General features: G+C 63.2%; 14 protein-coding genes. 2 read left to right on the top strand and 12 right to left on the bottom strand.

Going from position 1 to position 15,478, the window contains the following annotated elements:
* Positions 1–173: 173 nt before the first annotated feature.
* From D886_RS26815 to D886_RS0107650, 6 genes are all read right to left on the bottom strand, one after another.
* Entirely contained in the window at positions 174–1,811 is a 1,638-nt protein-coding gene (locus D886_RS26815) for a BCCT family transporter (RefSeq protein WP_081717467.1), read from the bottom strand.
* A gap of 72 nt (positions 1,812–1,883) precedes the next feature.
* Positions 1,884–3,020, bottom strand: a complete 1,137-nt coding sequence (locus D886_RS0107670) for a hybrid-cluster NAD(P)-dependent oxidoreductase (RefSeq protein ID WP_027593345.1) — start codon at positions 3,018–3,020, stop codon at positions 1,884–1,886.
* 5 nt (positions 3,021–3,025) lie between these two features.
* Positions 3,026–4,219, bottom strand: a complete 1,194-nt coding sequence (locus D886_RS0107665; RefSeq protein WP_371097328.1) for an SRPBCC family protein — start codon at positions 4,217–4,219, stop codon at positions 3,026–3,028.
* 320 nt (positions 4,220–4,539) lie between these two features.
* On the bottom strand, positions 4,540–5,727 hold the full coding sequence (locus D886_RS0107660; RefSeq protein ID WP_027593343.1) for an MFS transporter: 1,188 nt from the start codon (positions 5,725–5,727) through the stop codon (positions 4,540–4,542).
* A gap of 41 nt (positions 5,728–5,768) precedes the next feature.
* A complete protein-coding gene (locus D886_RS26810) occupies positions 5,769–7,148 on the bottom strand; it encodes a pyridoxal phosphate-dependent aminotransferase (protein ID WP_081717466.1) in 1,380 nt (459 codons plus the stop codon).
* Positions 7,145–7,813, bottom strand: a complete 669-nt coding sequence (locus tag D886_RS0107650; protein ID WP_027593342.1) for an RraA family protein — start codon at positions 7,811–7,813, stop codon at positions 7,145–7,147. Before D886_RS0107650 ends, D886_RS26810 begins: the two co-directional genes overlap by 4 nt.
* Before the next feature lie 104 nt (positions 7,814–7,917).
* Here D886_RS0107650 and D886_RS0107645 point away from each other — a divergent pair, with 104 nt between their 5' ends.
* Positions 7,918–8,814 (top strand): LysR family transcriptional regulator, encoded by an 897-nt coding sequence (locus D886_RS0107645; protein ID WP_027593341.1) that lies wholly within the window; start codon positions 7,918–7,920, stop codon positions 8,812–8,814.
* A 93-nt stretch (positions 8,815–8,907) separates the two neighbouring features.
* Positions 8,908–9,723, top strand: coding sequence for an alpha/beta fold hydrolase (locus D886_RS0107640; RefSeq protein WP_027593340.1), 816 nt, complete (start codon positions 8,908–8,910; stop codon positions 9,721–9,723).
* Positions 9,724–9,884: 161 nt separating this feature from the next.
* Here D886_RS0107640 and D886_RS0107635 read toward each other — a convergent pair whose 3' ends face one another.
* The 6 genes from D886_RS0107635 to D886_RS0107610 form a co-directional block, all read right to left on the bottom strand.
* Complete coding sequence (locus D886_RS0107635; RefSeq protein WP_027593339.1) at positions 9,885–10,880, bottom strand: aldo/keto reductase; 996 nt, start codon at positions 10,878–10,880, stop codon at positions 9,885–9,887.
* A gap of 116 nt (positions 10,881–10,996) precedes the next feature.
* On the bottom strand, positions 10,997–11,848 hold the full coding sequence (locus tag D886_RS0107630; protein WP_027593338.1) for a LysR family transcriptional regulator: 852 nt from the start codon (positions 11,846–11,848) through the stop codon (positions 10,997–10,999).
* 37 nt (positions 11,849–11,885) lie between these two features.
* Positions 11,886–12,506 carry a TetR/AcrR family transcriptional regulator gene (locus tag D886_RS0107625; protein WP_027593337.1) on the bottom strand — a complete coding sequence of 207 codons (621 nt, stop codon included), beginning with the start codon at positions 12,504–12,506 and terminating at the stop codon, positions 11,886–11,888.
* Between the two features lie 2 nt (positions 12,507–12,508).
* The gene (locus tag D886_RS0107620) at positions 12,509–13,333 is read right to left on the bottom strand and encodes a CoA ester lyase (RefSeq protein WP_027593336.1); all 825 of its coding nucleotides are present in this window, start codon (positions 13,331–13,333) and stop codon (positions 12,509–12,511) included.
* Positions 13,330–14,172 carry a MaoC family dehydratase N-terminal domain-containing protein gene (locus tag D886_RS0107615; protein ID WP_027593335.1) on the bottom strand — a complete coding sequence of 281 codons (843 nt, stop codon included), beginning with the start codon at positions 14,170–14,172 and terminating at the stop codon, positions 13,330–13,332. Before D886_RS0107615 ends, D886_RS0107620 begins: the two co-directional genes overlap by 4 nt.
* 40 nt (positions 14,173–14,212) lie before the next feature.
* The gene (locus D886_RS0107610) at positions 14,213–15,415 is read right to left on the bottom strand and encodes a CaiB/BaiF CoA-transferase family protein (RefSeq protein WP_027593334.1); all 1,203 of its coding nucleotides are present in this window, start codon (positions 15,413–15,415) and stop codon (positions 14,213–14,215) included.
* Positions 15,416–15,478: the final 63 nt, after the last annotated feature.

Here is a 15,478-nt window from a genome sequence, read left to right as displayed (position 1 = left end):
AACTGCATTCTAATCGAAATCTAACCTATTGATTTGGATTGAATCCCCCGCCGGTCAAGCCCGGTCCTGGTAGGAGCAGCCTTGTGCTGCGAAGAGGCCGGTACCAGAGACGAAATACTGTGGTCTGTACCGGCCTCTTCGCAGCACAAGGCTGCTCCTACAATGCGATGACGTCAGCTGGCTGCCAGTTCGTTGGCAGGCCGCTGGGTTTCTGCGCCCGCATGCATCGGCGCCGGTCCAGTAATCACCGCATCACTGGCAAACAAGCTGCGCATCAGGCTGTACCCGGTCAGTAGCATGTAGAACGCAATCGGCAGGCCGACCACGATGCTGGCCATCTGAATCGCCAGCAAGCCGCCGGCAATCACCAGGCTGGCCGCGATGGCGCCCTCCAGCACACACCACAGCACGCGTATCCAGTTGGGCGGGTCAATGCTGCCCAGCGAGTTGAGCATGCACAGCACCTGGGTCCCGGCATCGGCCGCAGTGACGAAATGCACGGCCAGCAGCAGGCAGATGATCACGCTGAGGATTGCACCCAGCGTCGGGCCATCGAGGCGGTCGAGCAGGGTGAACATGGCCGTGGTGGTTTCCTTGCGCGTGGCTTCCAGAATCGGGCCACCCTGGAATGCGCCGGCCGCTGCCTGCTCGGCGACCGGCAGTGCTTGGTAGGCGTGGCGCACTTGCTGCTCATCCTTCAGCGCGGCACCGCCGAACACGGCCATCCACAAGATAGTCACCAAGGTCGGCACCAGCAACGCGCCGAACACCAGTTCGCGGATGGTCCGGCCACGGGAAATCCGGGCAATGAACAGGCCAACGAACGGTCCCCAGGTCATCCACCACGGCCAATAGAAAGCGGTCCAGCTCTTCTGCCAACTGCTGTCGGCCTGGGCGTCGGTCCAGAAACTCATGCCGATGATGTTCTGCGCGTAGTCGCCCGCCGACTCGAACAGCAGGTTCATGATGTAATGGGTTGGGCCCAGGGCCAGCACCACCAGCATCAGCCCCAGGGAAATCCACATGTTCAGTGTCGACAGGCGCTTCATGCCACGCGATACACCGGCCACCAGCGAGATCGAGGCGATCACGGTGACTACGGCGATGATGCTCAGCTTGAACGACAGGGTGACTGGCGTGCCGAACACCTGATGCATGCCCATGTTGATCTGCTCGACGCCCAACCCCAGCGATTGCGACACCCCGAATGCAGTGACCGCGCCACCAATGATGTCAACCGTGTGGCCAATCGGCCCGTAGATGCGGTTGCCGATGATCGGGTAGAGGATCGAGCGCAGCGCCAGCGGCAGCCCTTCACGGTAGGCGAAGTAGGCCAGGCCCAGGCCGATCACGGTGAAGATCGCCCAAGGGTGCAGGCCCCAGTGCAACAGGGTAATGCGCATGGCCATGGACGCGGCCTGGTCGGTGAGCCCCGGTGTGAACGGGTTGCTGGCGTAGTGCAGCACCGGTTCGGCAACCGACCAGAAGATCAGCCCAACGCCCATGCCCGCACTGAACAGCATGGCGATCCAGGCGGCAAAACTGAACTCGGGTTTTTCGTCGGGGCGCCCGAGCTTGAGGGTGCCATAGCGGCTGAAGGCGATGTACACCAGTAAGCCGAGGATGGCGCTGACCAGCGCCAGGTAAAACCACTTGAGGTGGTCGAGAATGGCGTCCGACGCGCCTTTGAATACACCCGCGGCTTGGTCGCCGTGTGAGGCGCAGAGCACCACGAACGCCACCACGATTGAGATCGACCCTACCGTTACAATAGGGTTCAGGCCTTTGAAAAGGCCTTGTTTTGCACGCATCGTCCATATCCTTTTTATTTTCGCAAGACGGCAAAAAAGGACGCCCCAGTAACAGGGCGTCCTTGTCGAATGTCAGAGGTCGATCACCAGGTCCGACGTCGGGCGGCTGCAGCACAGCAGCCGCAGGCCTTTGTCGATTTCACGCTGGCGAATGCCGCCGTTGTGCTTCATCTCGACGCTGCCCTGCAATACCGCGGTCTTGCAGGTACCGCATACACCTTGGCTGCACGAGGAGGGGACTACGGCACCGGCTTTTTTGGCAGCGGCCAGTACGGTCTGGTCGGCGCTCATGGTGAATGCCTTGCCAGAGCGGGCAAGGCGCACGGTGAAGCTGTCCAGGGCCTGGCCGGGGGCCGCTGGGCCGGCTGCCGGCTCGGCTTCGGCGTTGATGTCGAAGCTTTCCTGGTGGTAGCGGGCCAAGTCGAAACCAGCACCCGCCAACAAGGCCTTGGTCGCCTCCATGTAGCCTTTTGGCCCGCAGGTGAATACCGTCCGCTCCTTGAAGTCGGGGATCTGGCGCTGCAGTGCGTCCAGCGACAGGCGCCCGATCGGGCCGTCCCAGTCGGGCTCGTCGCCAGCGCCTTCGCAGAAGAACAGCGTCCGCAGCCCTGGCATGGAGCGTCCGAGGCGCGCCAGTTCATCGCGGAAGATGATGTCTTTAGGCGTACGCGCACTGTGCACGAAGACGATGTCCAGGTCGGCGTGCAGGTCGGCGGCGGCGCGGGTCATCGCCATCAGCGGGGTGACGCCGGAGCCGGCCGACAGGTACAGCAATTTGCGCGCAGGGCCCGCCACTGGGGTAAAGACGCCCGCGGGGCCAGAGGCGGCCAGGGCGTGGCCAGGGCGCAGGTTATCGTGCAACCAGTTGGACACCGTGCCGCCCGGCACCCGCTTGACCGTGATGGAAAAGGTGAACGGCCGGGTCGGTGTCGAGGACAGGGTGTAGCAGCGCGACACGCTGGCCCCCCCGATCACGGGCGACACGGTGAGGAACTGGCCCGGTTCGTAGGCAAGCGCCGGGTAGTCTGGGCTGTGGAAGGTGAAGGTTTTCACGTCGTGGGTCTCGTCCACGACGCTCAGGCATTCGATGCGTTTGCTTTCACCGCTGGCCCACTGGGCACCATGGGTGGCCCAGTGGTCGGTGTCGGTGAAGCGCTGGTCGGCCCCCAGGCCGGCAATGTTCTGGGCAATGTTCTCGAGCACGGTCATCTCCTTCACACCCCATGTGCCGCGAGGCGCGAGGTGTACCAGCGGGCGAACTGGTCGACGTACGGCTCGGTGTAGGTGGAGTAGGGGCCTGGGACGAAGGCGGGGTCTTGGGTGCCACTGTGGGTGATGGCGACCAGGGCTGCGTCCTGTTGGGTAGTGGCGACCCAGACCTCGGTCAGGCGCTGCAGGTCGTAGTCGACCCCTTCGACGGCATCGCGGTGCACCAGCCATTTGGTGCGCACCAGGGTGCGGTCCGGCGAGAGCGGGATGATCCAGCTGATCATGGCGTGGTCGCTCATCACGTGAGCCCAGGCGTTGTTGCCCCACAGGTGGGTGTCGCCCAGGTCGCGACGGGTCAGGTTGCCCAACAGTTTGCGGCAGGCAACCTGGGTATCGAGTGTCTGCGATTCACCCGCACCGGCGATGATCATGCGCTGGGTGCGAAACTGCGTGGGGGCGTCATCCTGCAAATGCTCCACAGTCTCGTAGAGCAGGCCCGAATTGGCCCAGTCAGCTTCGATGCCGGCCTTGCGAATTTGATAGGCATCGTAGGACGCGCGAGCCTCGTCGCTCATCTCTTCCAGGCTGACGCCAAGGTCTTCGGACTGGTAGGACACGATCAGTTCCGGGTGGGTGCCGGCGCAGTGGTAGCACTCCCGGTTGTTCTCCATCACCAGCTTCCAGTTGCCGTTCTCGATATAGTCGAGTTCGTAGGCGATGCGGGTATTGGTCAGGTCGAACGGTGCGAAGCGCGGCCCCATCACCGCTTCGAGGTCCTTGATGTCTTCAGGTGGGTTGTCGCCCAGGCACACCAGCACATGGGCCCCGACAACCTTGCAGTGCACCGGGATGAGGCTGCGGCACTTGGGGTCGAAGCCCTTGCCCATGTGGCTGGCATGCTTGAGGCTGCCGTCCAGGTCGTAGGTCCACTGATGGTAGGGGCATACCAGCATGCCGACGGTGGATTTGCCTGCTTCCTTCAGGCGCGCGCCGCGGTGGCGGCACACATTGCGGTAGGCGCGGATCTGTTCATCATCGTCGCGCAGGATCAGCACCGACGATTTGCCGATATCGACGGTAAAGACATCACCGGGTTCATCGACATCGGCGGTAACGGCGACCTGAATCCAATGCTGGTTGAAGAAGATTTCCATGTCGGTTTCGAAAACATCCTGGCGGCTGTACAACGCGCCATTCATGCCAAAACCAGGTTGGCGGGATGCAATCAGTTCGCGATGGGTTTTGCTCGATGAAGGGCGCATTGTTGTCCTCAGGCACTTTTATTTTTAATCGACCAAGACGTCTGGCGCGGATTATTGAAGTGGCCCTGAAAAAACGTCAATGCGCTTAATTTTCTGTGTGGTATTACTTGAAGTTATGCGAGCGGAGGCCTGTAGGGCGGGGGTTTTGAGCGATATTACGGATGGGACAATTAATAGAAGTTTGCAGCGTTAATTAACACAAGTTGTTCTGTTTCATAGCGGGATCGGAAGCGCACAGCGCCCCCGAATAACCGGTTTTAATGCCCACCCTTCATACGCCGGGCAACGAGGTAAATGCCCAAGCCGACCAACGCGGTTGCAGCGCCGATATAACCCGTACTCGTCCAGCCCATGCCTGCGGTGATGGCCATGCCACCCAACCACGGCCCAAGCGCATTGGCCAGGTTGAACGCGGCGTGGTTCGAGGCTGCTGCAAGGCTGGGGGCTTCATGGGCAATGTCCATCAGGCGGATTTGCAAGGGGGCTGCCAGTGCAATCATGGTGCCCACCAGGCCGACGCCCAGCAGCAGGGTCCACAACGAATGCGCTGCGAAGGTGAAGAACAGCAGCACTGCAATTGACCAGATCAGCACCAGCCCGACGGCGCGGAACTGCAAGCGATCGAACAACTTGCCACCGGCGATGTTGCCGACGATGCCGCCGACCCCAAAGGCCGCCAGGCCGAAGGGGATCCACTGCGGCGATACCTGGGTCACGTGCAGCATGGTGGGCGCCAGGTAGCTGAACACACAGAACATGCCGGCAAAGCCGATCGATGCAATGGCCAGCGCCATCCACACCTGGGGCAGGGCGAACGCTTTAAGTTCCTTGCGCGGGTCGCTGCGCACTTCATCGTGCGGTTGCGGCACGAAGCGCCAGACCAGGGCGATGGTGCACAGGGCGATCGCCCCGACCAACACAAAGGCAGAGCGCCAGCCGAAGTACTGGCCCAGTAAAGTGGCAACAGGGTTGCCCAGCAACATGGCCAGCGTCAGGCCCATCATCACCCGCGCCACGGCACCTGCCCGTTGGTTGTTGGCGACCATGCTCGATGCCACCACCGCAGCGATGCCGAAGTAGGCGCCATGGGGCAGGCCGCTGATGAAGCGGAAAGCGACCAGGCCGCCGAACGAGGGGGCGAACGCCGTGGCCAGGTTGCCAAGGGCATACAGCGCCATCAACACCAGCAACATGTGCTTGCGCAGCAGCTTGGCCCCCAAAATCGCCAGGGTCGGGGCACCGACCATCACGCCCAGCGCGTAGGCACTGATGGCGTGGCCCACCTGGGGCTCGCTCAGCTGCAGGTTGCTGGCGATGTCCGGCATCAACCCCATAATGGCGAATTCGCCGGTACCGATGGCAAAGCTGCCTAGCGCCATGGCGGCTTCCATCTTGGCGACAGTGCTTTTCGGCAGGGCTAGCGGTGGTGCTTCATGGACAGACATTTGAATCCCTTTTGAAACATGCTGAAACGTTCAACGCGGGATCATAGACAATCTCTGGCCAAAACGTCGAGGCCGCAGCCTCGCCCACAGGCGCAACCCTTCGGTGTAGGAGCAGCCTTGTGCTGCGAAGAGGCCGGTGACAACACCCTCAATCTTCGCTGCTTGCACCGGCCTCTTCGCAGCACAAGGCTGCTCCTGGCCGCGCGACAGAAGCGCCCGAGCGCATCACACGCTGCCATCAGCGACGCATCGTCCAGCGCGTAGGCAATGCGCAGGTAAGGCCCGAGCCCGAAGGCACTGCCATGCACCACGGCGACATCGGCTTCGTCGAGCAGGGCCAGCGCGACATCCTCGTCAGTGGCCAGGTAACGACCACCCGGGGAGGACTTGCCGATCAGCCCGGCGCAATTGGCAAAGGCATAGAATGCCCCGGCCGGTTGCTCGCAGTGCAGCCCTGGGATCCCATCAATCGCCTTCACCATCAGGTCACGGCGGCGCTGAAACACGTCCCGGCTTTGATGGATGAACGCTTTCGGGCCTACCAGCGCAGCAACCGCCGCCTGCTGAGAGACCGAACACGCACCCGAGGTCTGTTGCCCCTGCAGCTTTTCCATGGCCGCCAGCAGCCAGCGCGGGCCCGTGGCGAAACCGATGCGCCAGCCCGTCATGGCATAGGCCTTGGATACGCCGTTCATGGTCAGCGTGCGTTCGGCAAGCCGAGGTTCCACCTGGGCCAGGGTATGGAAGCGCTGATCGTCGAAAATCAGGTGCTCGTAAATGTCATCCGCCAGCACCAATACCTGTGGGTTTGCCAGCAGCACCGTAGCCAAGGCCTGCAGCTCGGCAACGCTGTAGACCGCGCCGGTCGGGTTGGACGGCGAGTTGAGGATCAGCCAGCGGGTGCGCGGCGTGATCGCGGCACCAAGCGCTTCAGGCGTCAGCTTGAAACCGCTGCTGGCCTCACACGTGACGATCATGCTGCGGGCGCCACACAGTTGGACCATCTCCGGGTAGCTGACCCAGTAGGGCGCTGGCACGATGACCTCGTCGCCGGCATTGAGGGTCGCTGCCAAGGCGTTGTAGATCACCTGTTTGCCGCCGCTGGCGACCAACGTGTCCTGCCACTCGACCTGCAAGCCATTCTCGTGGCGGAACTTGGCCGCCACCGCTTCGCGCAGGGCGCGGCTGCCAGCGACTTGGGTGTAGCGCGTATGGCCTTGGTCGATCGCCTGCTTGGCGGCGTCGCGGATGTGCGTTGGTGTGTCGAAGTCTGGCTCGCCCGCGCACAGCGAAATGATCGTGGCCCCCGCCGCGCGGCGCTGGGCAACGCGGTCCATGATGCCGTAGGTGGCCGAGGGGCGGGCGCTGGCCAGGTTAAGGTTCAGGCGCTGGATGCCGCCGTCGGTGTCCTGCTCGCTCATCGGTGGTGCTCCGTATTGATCGCATCAAATTGGCTGTCATGCATCACGTCGGCCACCGAGCGGCCAGCCCGCACGGCATCCACCATGCCGGCCTGGCGACGGGCGATGCGCTCGGCCAGCTCCAACACCTTGGCGATGTGGGCTTGGGCGACGAAGACGGTGCCGCAGTTGTCGGCAATCACGTAGTCGTTTTCATCCACTGCTACACCTGCCACCTGGACGGTGCAGGCCGCGTCGACCTGGACCACGCGATTGCGTGCGCTGACCATGGTCACGCCACGGCCATACACCGGATAACCGATGTCGGCGCTGCCGTCGATGTCGCGGCTGCAACCGTCGATGATGCTGCCGCGCACGTGCCGGGCCACGGCGGCATTGGCCAGAATGTCGCCCCAGCAAGAGATCCCGTCGATGCCGCCGGCGATCACCAGTACGCGGTCATCACTGGCGATCGCTTCGATCACCGGGCTGATCAAGTGCACGGTCGGTGCACGGTCGGTCTTGGCGGCCAGTTGCACAGTGCTGGCGCGGCCGACCACCTTGGGGCAGTGCCATAACGAGCGCAGACCGAACGTGGCGCCGGGCAGGCCGAGGAAGTCGAGGGCGTCGGACACGGTGTTGGTGTCCAGCGCCGCCAGGCGTTGTAGCACGCTGTCTTGGCTCATGGGTGAACCTCTTTGGTGAAGGAGGCATGAGTGTCCGACAGGCTGTTTGATAGGTATATTCCTTATCAAGGATGTTAAACATATGCCCAACCTATGGAACCGCCATGATCAATTTTCGCCTTATCCGCCACCTTTGGCTGTTCCTGGCTGTTGCTGAGGAAAAGAACTTTGGGCGGGCCGCCAAACGCCTGGGCATGACCCAGCCGCCGCTCACCGAGCAAATCCAAATTCTTGAGCAGGCATTGAAGGTCAAGCTGTTCGACCGTTCCCGGCGCGGTGCGGCGTTGACCCCGGTGGGCGCCGCCATCCTGCCGGCGGTGCGCAAGTTCGCCGACCAACTCGAACGCCTGGAACTGGCCGTGGAAGAAGCCGTGGCGGGCCATCAGGGCATGGTCACCATCGGTGCCATCTCGTCGGCCATGTTCGACGTGCTGCCGGAGGTAATCGAGCGCTTCAAGCAGGACCACCCTAAGGTCACGGTGTCGGTACGCGAAATCGACAGCGTCGAGGCGGTGCCTTCGCTGGAGGCGGGCGATATCGACCTGGCGTTCGCGAGGCTGGATGGCGACCTGGGCAAGGGCATCGAATGGCGCCCGCTCACCGAGGAGCAATTGATGGTGGCACTGCCGGTTGATCACCCACTGGCAAACCATAGCGAGATCGCGCTGGCGAGCCTGGCCAGCGAGCCGCTGGTGATGTTCGCGCGCAAGGTCAGCCCCTTGTACTTCGATAACCTGATTGCCACCTGCCGCGCCAACGGGTTTTCGCCTCGAGTGCTGCACGAAGTGCGTTCGGTGGCGTCTCAGATAGCCTTCGTCAGCTGCGGGCAGGGTATCGCCCTGGTGCCGGCGGCCATGAAAAAACTGGCACCGGCGAACGTGGTCATACGCCCGCTGGCGCAGCAGGTGAGTGTGGTGACCACCACCTACGCTTGGAATGCCGAACGCGCCAACCCACTGGTGCAGGCATTGGTAAACCAGCTGAGCGAACGCATTTCATAGGTTTGACCTATGTAATTGATCGCTGATGAGGAATTTACAGATTGTTGGTGGACGTCGAGAGTGTGCCTCTCAACTACAAGAGGAGTTTACGGCGTGCCCGAATCCCAATCGTTCCGCCAGTTCGTCCTGCCTTTGAACGTGGAGGGCGTCGACCTTGAACTGTCCACTGTCCACCGAGAGGGCCGTGGGGCGCCGATCCTGTTTCTGCACGGGTTCGGCTCGACCAAGGAAGACTATGCCGGGCTGACACGCCAGCCGGCGTTTGCCGGCCGCCCATTCGTGGCCTACGACGCACCGGGGTGCGGGCAGAGCCACTGCAGCGACCTTTCACGTGTTTCGATTCCGCTGCTGCTGGCGACCGCGTTGCAGGTGCTGGAGCACTTCGGTATTCAGCGTTTTCACCTGGTGGGCCACTCGATGGGCGGCCTGACGGCGTTGCTGCTGGCGCATCAATGCCCCGAGCGGGTGATCAGCTTCATCGACATCGAAGGCAATATCGCCCCGGAAGACTGCTTCCTCAGCCGTCAGATTGATGACTACCCGGCCAATGATCCGCAGGTGTTCTTCGACGCGTTCATCGAGCGCACCCGGCACAGCAGTGACCCGGCCAGTGCCTTGTACGCTGCCAGCCTGCCTTACAAAGTGCGGGCAGAGGCCGTGCGGGGGATCTTCAGCTCGATGGTAGAGCTGTCTGACCACGGCGACCTGATGAGCAAATTCCTCGGCCTGCCGTGCCCACGCATGTTCATGTATGGCGAGCAGAACAGTCACCTGTCTTACCTGGCGGACATCCAGGCGCAGGGTGTAGAGCTGGCCAGCATCCCCGCGTGCGGGCACTTCCCGATGTATTCCAACCCTATCGAAATGTGGCGCCGAATCGCCGGCTTCCACGCGCGTCACGCCGGCTAAGGCTGTCAGCACCCCCGGCTTCGCGTTCAACGGGCTGCAATCGCAGGCCTGTGATGTTTGCGCGCGACCGCCTCAGGAATAATTGGCCCAAAAAATGTAGGAGCAGCCTTGTGCTGCGAAGCGCCGCGCAGGCGGCGCTCGATGTCCGCAGCCCCACAAACCTACTTAAACCCGGTAACCGCATGCGGTACATACGGTGCTTCCAACCGCGCAACCTCTTCATCAGACAACTGCAGCCCCAATGCCGCAATGGCATCGTCAAGATGCCCAGGCTTCGATGCGCCAATAATCGGCGCCGTCACGGCGCGGTGCCTGAGCACCCAGGCCAAGGCAACCTGAGCCATGGGTAAGCCACGCTCGCTGGCAATCTGCTCGACCACATCGATCACACGGCCATCCTCGACTTCCGTCCCTGCATAAAACGACTTGCCAGAAACATCGCTGAGCGTGCGCGCGGTTTCCTGGCCCTTGGGCCGGGTCAGCCGGCCACGGGCCAGCGGGCTCCAGGGCATCAGCCCGACGCCCTGGTCCTGGCACAAGGGGATCATCTCCCGCTCTTCTTCCCGGTACAGCAGGTTGAGGTAGTTCTGCATCGACACGAACCGGCTCCAGCCATTGGCCGCTGCGACGTGCTGGGCTTTGGCGAACTGCCAGGCATACATTGAAGACGCCCCGATATAGCGTGCCTTGCCGGCCTTGACCACGTCGTGCAGGGCTTCCATGGTTTCTTCGATCGGCGTGTGATAATCCCAGCGGTGAACCTGGTAGAGATCGACGTAATCCACGCCCAGGCGGTTCAGGCTGGCGTCGATGCTGCTGAGGATCGCCTTGCGTGACAGGCCTTGCTCGTTCGGCTTGCTTGCGCCTTGCCACATGTTCGCCGGGTAGAAGACCTTGGTCGCGATGACGGTGTCTTCACGGCGGGTGAATTCCTTCAGCAATTGGCCCAGGATCACTTCCGATGTACCCGCCGAGTAGCTATTGGCTGTGTCGAAGAAGTTGATGCCTTGCTCTACCGCGTGGCGAATGATCGGGCGGCTCTGTTGCACATCCAGGGTCCAGGGATGGGTACCGGCATCCGGGTCACCGAACGTCATGCACCCCAGGCACAGTCGGGAGATGTCCAGGCCGGTGTTGCCGAGTTTGACGTACTGCATCTGTGAATCCTCTTGGTCAGCATTGCCCAGCGTGTGCAGCCGAGCGATGGAACAAGGTTAGCGGCGCGACGCGAGCGTGCAAATTCCCAGGATGTGCAGGTGATATCTGCAAAAATTCACAAGCGCAGCAGGGGTTTGACCTGCTCGAGCAGAAAATCCGTTACGGCTTTGATGCGGGGGGTGTTGCGCACGTCCTCGTGCACGGCCAGCCAAATTTCGATGCTCATCGACCTGTCGTCCTCGCAGGCTTGCTTGAGCCCGTACTCCTCGGCCATGAAGGCGGGCAGGCAGGCTACCCCCACGCCACCGGCCGCAGCCTGGGCCTGGATGCGCAGGTCGTTGCTGTGCAGGGCGAAAGGGCGACCTGCGGCCTGCTCAAGCAGCCAGCGCTGCTGTGGGGATTTCGCCTGGGAGTCGTCGTAGCCGATGTACAGGTGCGGTTCGCGTCGGCGCACGTAGGGCGCCGATGCGTACAGCCTGTATTCGAGATGCCCGAGCAGGCTGGCCACCAGGGTTGGCTCGGTGGGCCTGGCCAAGGTGATTGCCACGTCCGCCTCGCGGCGGGCCAGCGACGCGCGCGACTTGCTGCCGACCAAGGTGAGTTGCAAGGCAGGGTAACGTTTGTACAGTTCGCCCAGCCTACGCGCCACCATGTTGCCCAACAGCGCGGGCGGGGCGGCAATCACGACTTCGCCTTCAACGGCCTGTTGGTCGGCACTGGCAAAGTGCTCCAGCGCAAACGAGGATGCCAACATCTGCTCGGCAAACTCGCCAACGCGCACGCCCTGCTCGGTCAGGGCGTAAGCCCGTGGGCGGCGGTCCACCAGCTTCAACTGCAGCGAGGCTTCCAGCGAACTGATCCGCCGCGCCACGGTGGCGTGGTCAACCCCCAAGCGCTTGGCAGCGGCCGACAGCGAGCCGGCGCTGATAAATGCAGAAAAATGACGCAGGTCTTCCCAATCGAACATGACAGGCCTCTGGTGTGAGGCCCGATGATACGCGGTTTCAGGCGGCTCCCGTCAGCCGGGCGGCGCGTGCCGGTCGTTTCGCAGGCGGGCATGCTGACAGCAGCGCATGGCTCATCTGTATCACCCAGGCCTCGATTTTCGCGTCATCCACCGGCATTGGCCGACGGCGCATACCTTCGGCGGTATCTATCAGGGCCAGAATCGCCTCGGCTGCGCTGGCGATATCCCCCACCGTGTAACGCCCCTGTTGCTGACCGTGTTCGATGATCTGGCACAAAGGCGCTCGCGAACGGTTGAGCGCCTGCTCCAGCCACCCACGTTGGCCAGGCTCGACATGGCGTGATTCGTGGCGCAGCAACAACGCCTCAAAGGGGTGCGATGCCTGGCGCGCGAGTTGAAACCGCAGGTAGCCGCGCAGGTCGCGAGTGTAGGGCCCTCGGCGCCAGGCGTCGAGGCGCTGGGCGAGAATGTCCAGCAATACATCGAGCAGCAGGTCCTGTTTGCTCGCAACGTGGTGGTAAAGGCTGCCCGGCTGCAGGCCAGCGCGGGCCGCGAGCTGGCGCATGCTCATGGCGCCATAGCCGACTTCTGCCATCAAGCCCTGTGCCACAGTGAGCAGAGGGCTGGGGCACTGTTGCACGTGACGGGCGTCGGGCATGGCTATTCACCCTTGCCTGCGGCGTGCACAAGGGCACGGGCGCGCAGGATCACCGGCGCATCCACCATCTGCCCATCCAGGGTGAACACGCCAGCACCGCCTTCGGCCGCAGCCAACACGCGGTGCGCCCATTCCAACTCATCGGGCGAAGGCTGCAGGGCACGATGAATCACGCTGACCTGGCTGGGGTGAATGCACAAGGCCCCGCCAAAGCCCATGTCGCGAGCGAACTGTACGTGCCGCTGCAGGCCAGCGACGTCCTGAATGGCCGGGTGCACGCCATCGAGCGGCGGCGCAAGGCCGGCAGCGCGGCTGTGCAGCAAGACGGCATAGCGCGCATGCCCGAGCACCTGTTCGGCGGCTTCGCTGGTTGTGCGCAGGTTCAGGTCCAGGCCGAGGTCGAGGCTGCCAAAGGACAAGCGTTCGACGCCTTCACAGGCCGCCAGCAAGGGCAGGGCGACCAGCCCACGTGCGCTCTCGATAATTGGCCAGACCGGCTTGCCGGTAGCACGCGCACGCTGCACTTGCTCGACCGTTTCGGCCTTGGGCAGCAGGATGCCACTGACACCGGCGTGACGCTGGCACAGCGCAAGGTCAGCCGCGTGCGCCCAATGCTGCGGGGCGTTGACCCGCACCAGCACGCAGGCCTCGGGCTGCTCGGCCAGAAATGCCTGCAGGTTGTCCCGCGCCTGCGCCTTCGCCGCTTCTTCAACGGCGTCTTCCAAATCCACAATCACCCGATCAGCGCCGCTGGCCAGCGCCTTGGCGATACGTTCCGGGCGGCTGGCGGGGACGAACAGGGCAGAGCGCACGATGGCCTGGCTCATCGGCTGGCCTCCAGGCTGAATTCGACTTCTGCGGTTTGCGCCATGCCCGCTTCGGCGGTTGCCCAAAGCTGCGCCTTGCCGCGTTCGAGCAGGCGCCCACCCACCTCGAAGGTGTTCGGCGAAATCAACGGCCGCAAGCCGCGGAAGCTGAATCGGCGTATCTGGGCGGCGGGGTTGGCACGGGCAAAGGCGCGCAGATTGAGCGTGGCAATCAAGGGCCCGTGCACCACCAGCCCGGGGTAGCCTTCGGTGTCAGTGACATAGGGCCAGTCATAGTGAATGCGATGGCCATTGAAGGTGACGGCCGAGTAGCGGAACAACAGGGTTGCGTCGGGCGTCACGGTCTCCTGCCAAGCGCCGGCGGTTGCCGGCTCGGTACCGCCAAGCTTGGGTGGGGTGGGCTCGCGGTAGACGATGTCCTGTTCTTCAATCAGCGCTTCATGGCCATCCTGGACATACACGTGCCTGACGGTGACAAACAGCAGCGACCCGGTGCGGCCCTGTTTTTCTTCGACGTTGAGAATCGTCGAGTGGCGTGCTACCTGCGCTTCCACCTGTAAAGGGCTGATGAAGGTCAGGCGGCTGCCGGCCCACATCCGGTTGCGGTTGTCTGCTGGCGGCAAGAAACCGCCGCGCGCGGGGTGGCCATCAGCGCCCAGCCCGGTGGCCTCGACGGGGTCCTGGAAGAACGCCCAGTGCCAGAGCAGGGGCAGGGGTTCTCCCGCCGAGGGTGCAGGCTCGCTAAGGGTCGCCGCGAGGCGCTTGACCAGGTTGTGGGTGATGCGATCGTGGCTGGTTTCGCTACGGCCAATCCAGCGGCTGAGGTCGTGTGTTGTCATTGTCGTGGTCCTCGATCATTCAACGCTGTGCCTGAAGCGGTCAGATGACCCCATCGCGGCGCAGTTCCTGTATACGTTCGGCAGACAGCCCAAGCTGGGCGAGGATGCATTCGCTGTGCTCCCCCAAGGCTGGCACCGGGTCCATGCGTGGGCGGTAGGCATTGCTGCTGGCCGGGGGCAGCAGGCTGGGTATGCTGCCGTTTGCCGTGGCTACCTGGCGCCAACGGTCGCGGGCTTGTAACTGCGGGTGCTGCCACACCCCCTGCATGTCGTTGACCCGTGCGTTGGCAATGCTGGCGCTATCAAGGCGCGCAACCACCGTGTCCAAGTCCAGGGCGGCGAACGCCTCGATGATCAACGCACGCAAAGCCTCACGATTGGCCACCCGCAGGTAGTTGGCAGAGAACCGCGCATCGTCGGCCAGCGCGGGTTGCAGCAGCACCTGCTCACAGAACAGGCGCCATTCGCGCTCGTTCTGCAAACCGAGCATCACAGTATTGCCATCGCCGGTGGGGAAGGGGCCGTACGGGTAGATGGTCGCGTGCGCCGCGCCGGCGCGTGGCGGCGGGGTCGCGCCTTCGTAGGCGTAGTACAGCGGGTAGTTCATCCACTCCACCAGGCTTTCCAGCATCGACACTTCCACATGGCTGCCTTCGCCGGTGCGGCCACGCAGCAGCAGGGCCGACAACACGCCGGTGTAGGCGTACATGCCGGCCGCGATGTCGGCAATCGAGTTGCCCGCCTTGGCCATCTGCTCGTCACCCGGGCCGCCGGTCACCGATAAAAAGCCGCCTTCGCTCTGAATCAGCAAGTCGTAGGCCTTTTTCTGTTCAAAAGGGCCGCCCGCGCCGTAGCCCGAAATGTCGCAGACGATCAGCGTGGGGAACCGCGCATGCAGCGCCTCGAACGACAGCCCCAGGCGCGCAGCGGCGCCCGGCGCCAGGTTTTGCACCAACACGTCGGCCTGCTCCAGAAGCTGGTCGAGAATGTCGCCGGCGATGTCCTGCTTGAGGTCCAGAGCGAGGCTTTCTTTCGAGCGGTTGGTCCAGACGAAGTGCGAAGCCAGGCCGTTGACCCGTTGATCGTAGCCCCGCGCAAAGTCACCGACCCCCGGCCGTTCGACCTTGATCACGCGGGCGCCAAGGTCCGCCAGTTGACGGGTGCAGAAGGGCGCAGCAATGGCATGTTCGAGGCTGATGACGGTGATGCCGTCTAGCGGGCGGATTGCCGTAGGCTGGCTCATGATGGTTATCTCTCTTGTCATGGCAGGGCCCCTTGGCGCCTTGGCGACCAGGGGCGGCATCGG

The sequence above is a fragment of the Pseudomonas sp. LAIL14HWK12:I7 genome, assembly GCF_000483465.1.
GTDB classification, from domain to species: Bacteria; Pseudomonadota; Gammaproteobacteria; order Pseudomonadales; family Pseudomonadaceae; genus Aquipseudomonas; species Aquipseudomonas kermanshahensis.
The sequence above is the reverse complement of the archived record's forward strand: the minus strand, read 5'-3'. Positions and strand labels throughout refer to the sequence as shown.

What these genes read in the sequence shown, in the direction of transcription:
- D886_RS26815 (WP_081717467.1), bottom strand. Translation starts at nt 1,811, where the DNA reads ATGCGTGCAAAACAAGGCCTTTTCAAAGGCCTGAACCCTATTGTAACG.
- D886_RS0107670 (WP_027593345.1), bottom strand. Translation starts at nt 3,020, where the DNA reads ATGACCGTGCTCGAGAACATTGCCCAGAACATTGCCGGCCTGGGGGCC.
- D886_RS0107665 (WP_371097328.1), bottom strand. Translation starts at nt 4,219, where the DNA reads ATGAATGGCGCGTTGTACAGCCGCCAGGATGTTTTCGAAACCGACATG.
- D886_RS0107660 (WP_027593343.1), bottom strand. Translation starts at nt 5,727, where the DNA reads ATGTCTGTCCATGAAGCACCACCGCTAGCCCTGCCGAAAAGCACTGTC.
- D886_RS26810 (WP_081717466.1), bottom strand. Translation starts at nt 7,148, where the DNA reads ATGAGCGAGCAGGACACCGACGGCGGCATCCAGCGCCTGAACCTTAAC.
- D886_RS0107650 (WP_027593342.1), bottom strand. Translation starts at nt 7,813, where the DNA reads ATGAGCCAAGACAGCGTGCTACAACGCCTGGCGGCGCTGGACACCAAC.
- D886_RS0107645 (WP_027593341.1), top strand. Translation starts at nt 7,918, where the DNA reads ATGATCAATTTTCGCCTTATCCGCCACCTTTGGCTGTTCCTGGCTGTT.
- D886_RS0107635 (WP_027593339.1), bottom strand. Translation starts at nt 10,880, where the DNA reads ATGCAGTACGTCAAACTCGGCAACACCGGCCTGGACATCTCCCGACTG.
- D886_RS0107630 (WP_027593338.1), bottom strand. Translation starts at nt 11,848, where the DNA reads ATGTTCGATTGGGAAGACCTGCGTCATTTTTCTGCATTTATCAGCGCC.
- D886_RS0107625 (WP_027593337.1), bottom strand. Translation starts at nt 12,506, where the DNA reads ATGCCCGACGCCCGTCACGTGCAACAGTGCCCCAGCCCTCTGCTCACT.
- D886_RS0107620 (WP_027593336.1), bottom strand. Translation starts at nt 13,333, where the DNA reads ATGAGCCAGGCCATCGTGCGCTCTGCCCTGTTCGTCCCCGCCAGCCGC.
- D886_RS0107615 (WP_027593335.1), bottom strand. Translation starts at nt 14,172, where the DNA reads ATGACAACACACGACCTCAGCCGCTGGATTGGCCGTAGCGAAACCAGC.
- D886_RS0107610 (WP_027593334.1), bottom strand. Translation starts at nt 15,415, where the DNA reads ATGAGCCAGCCTACGGCAATCCGCCCGCTAGACGGCATCACCGTCATC.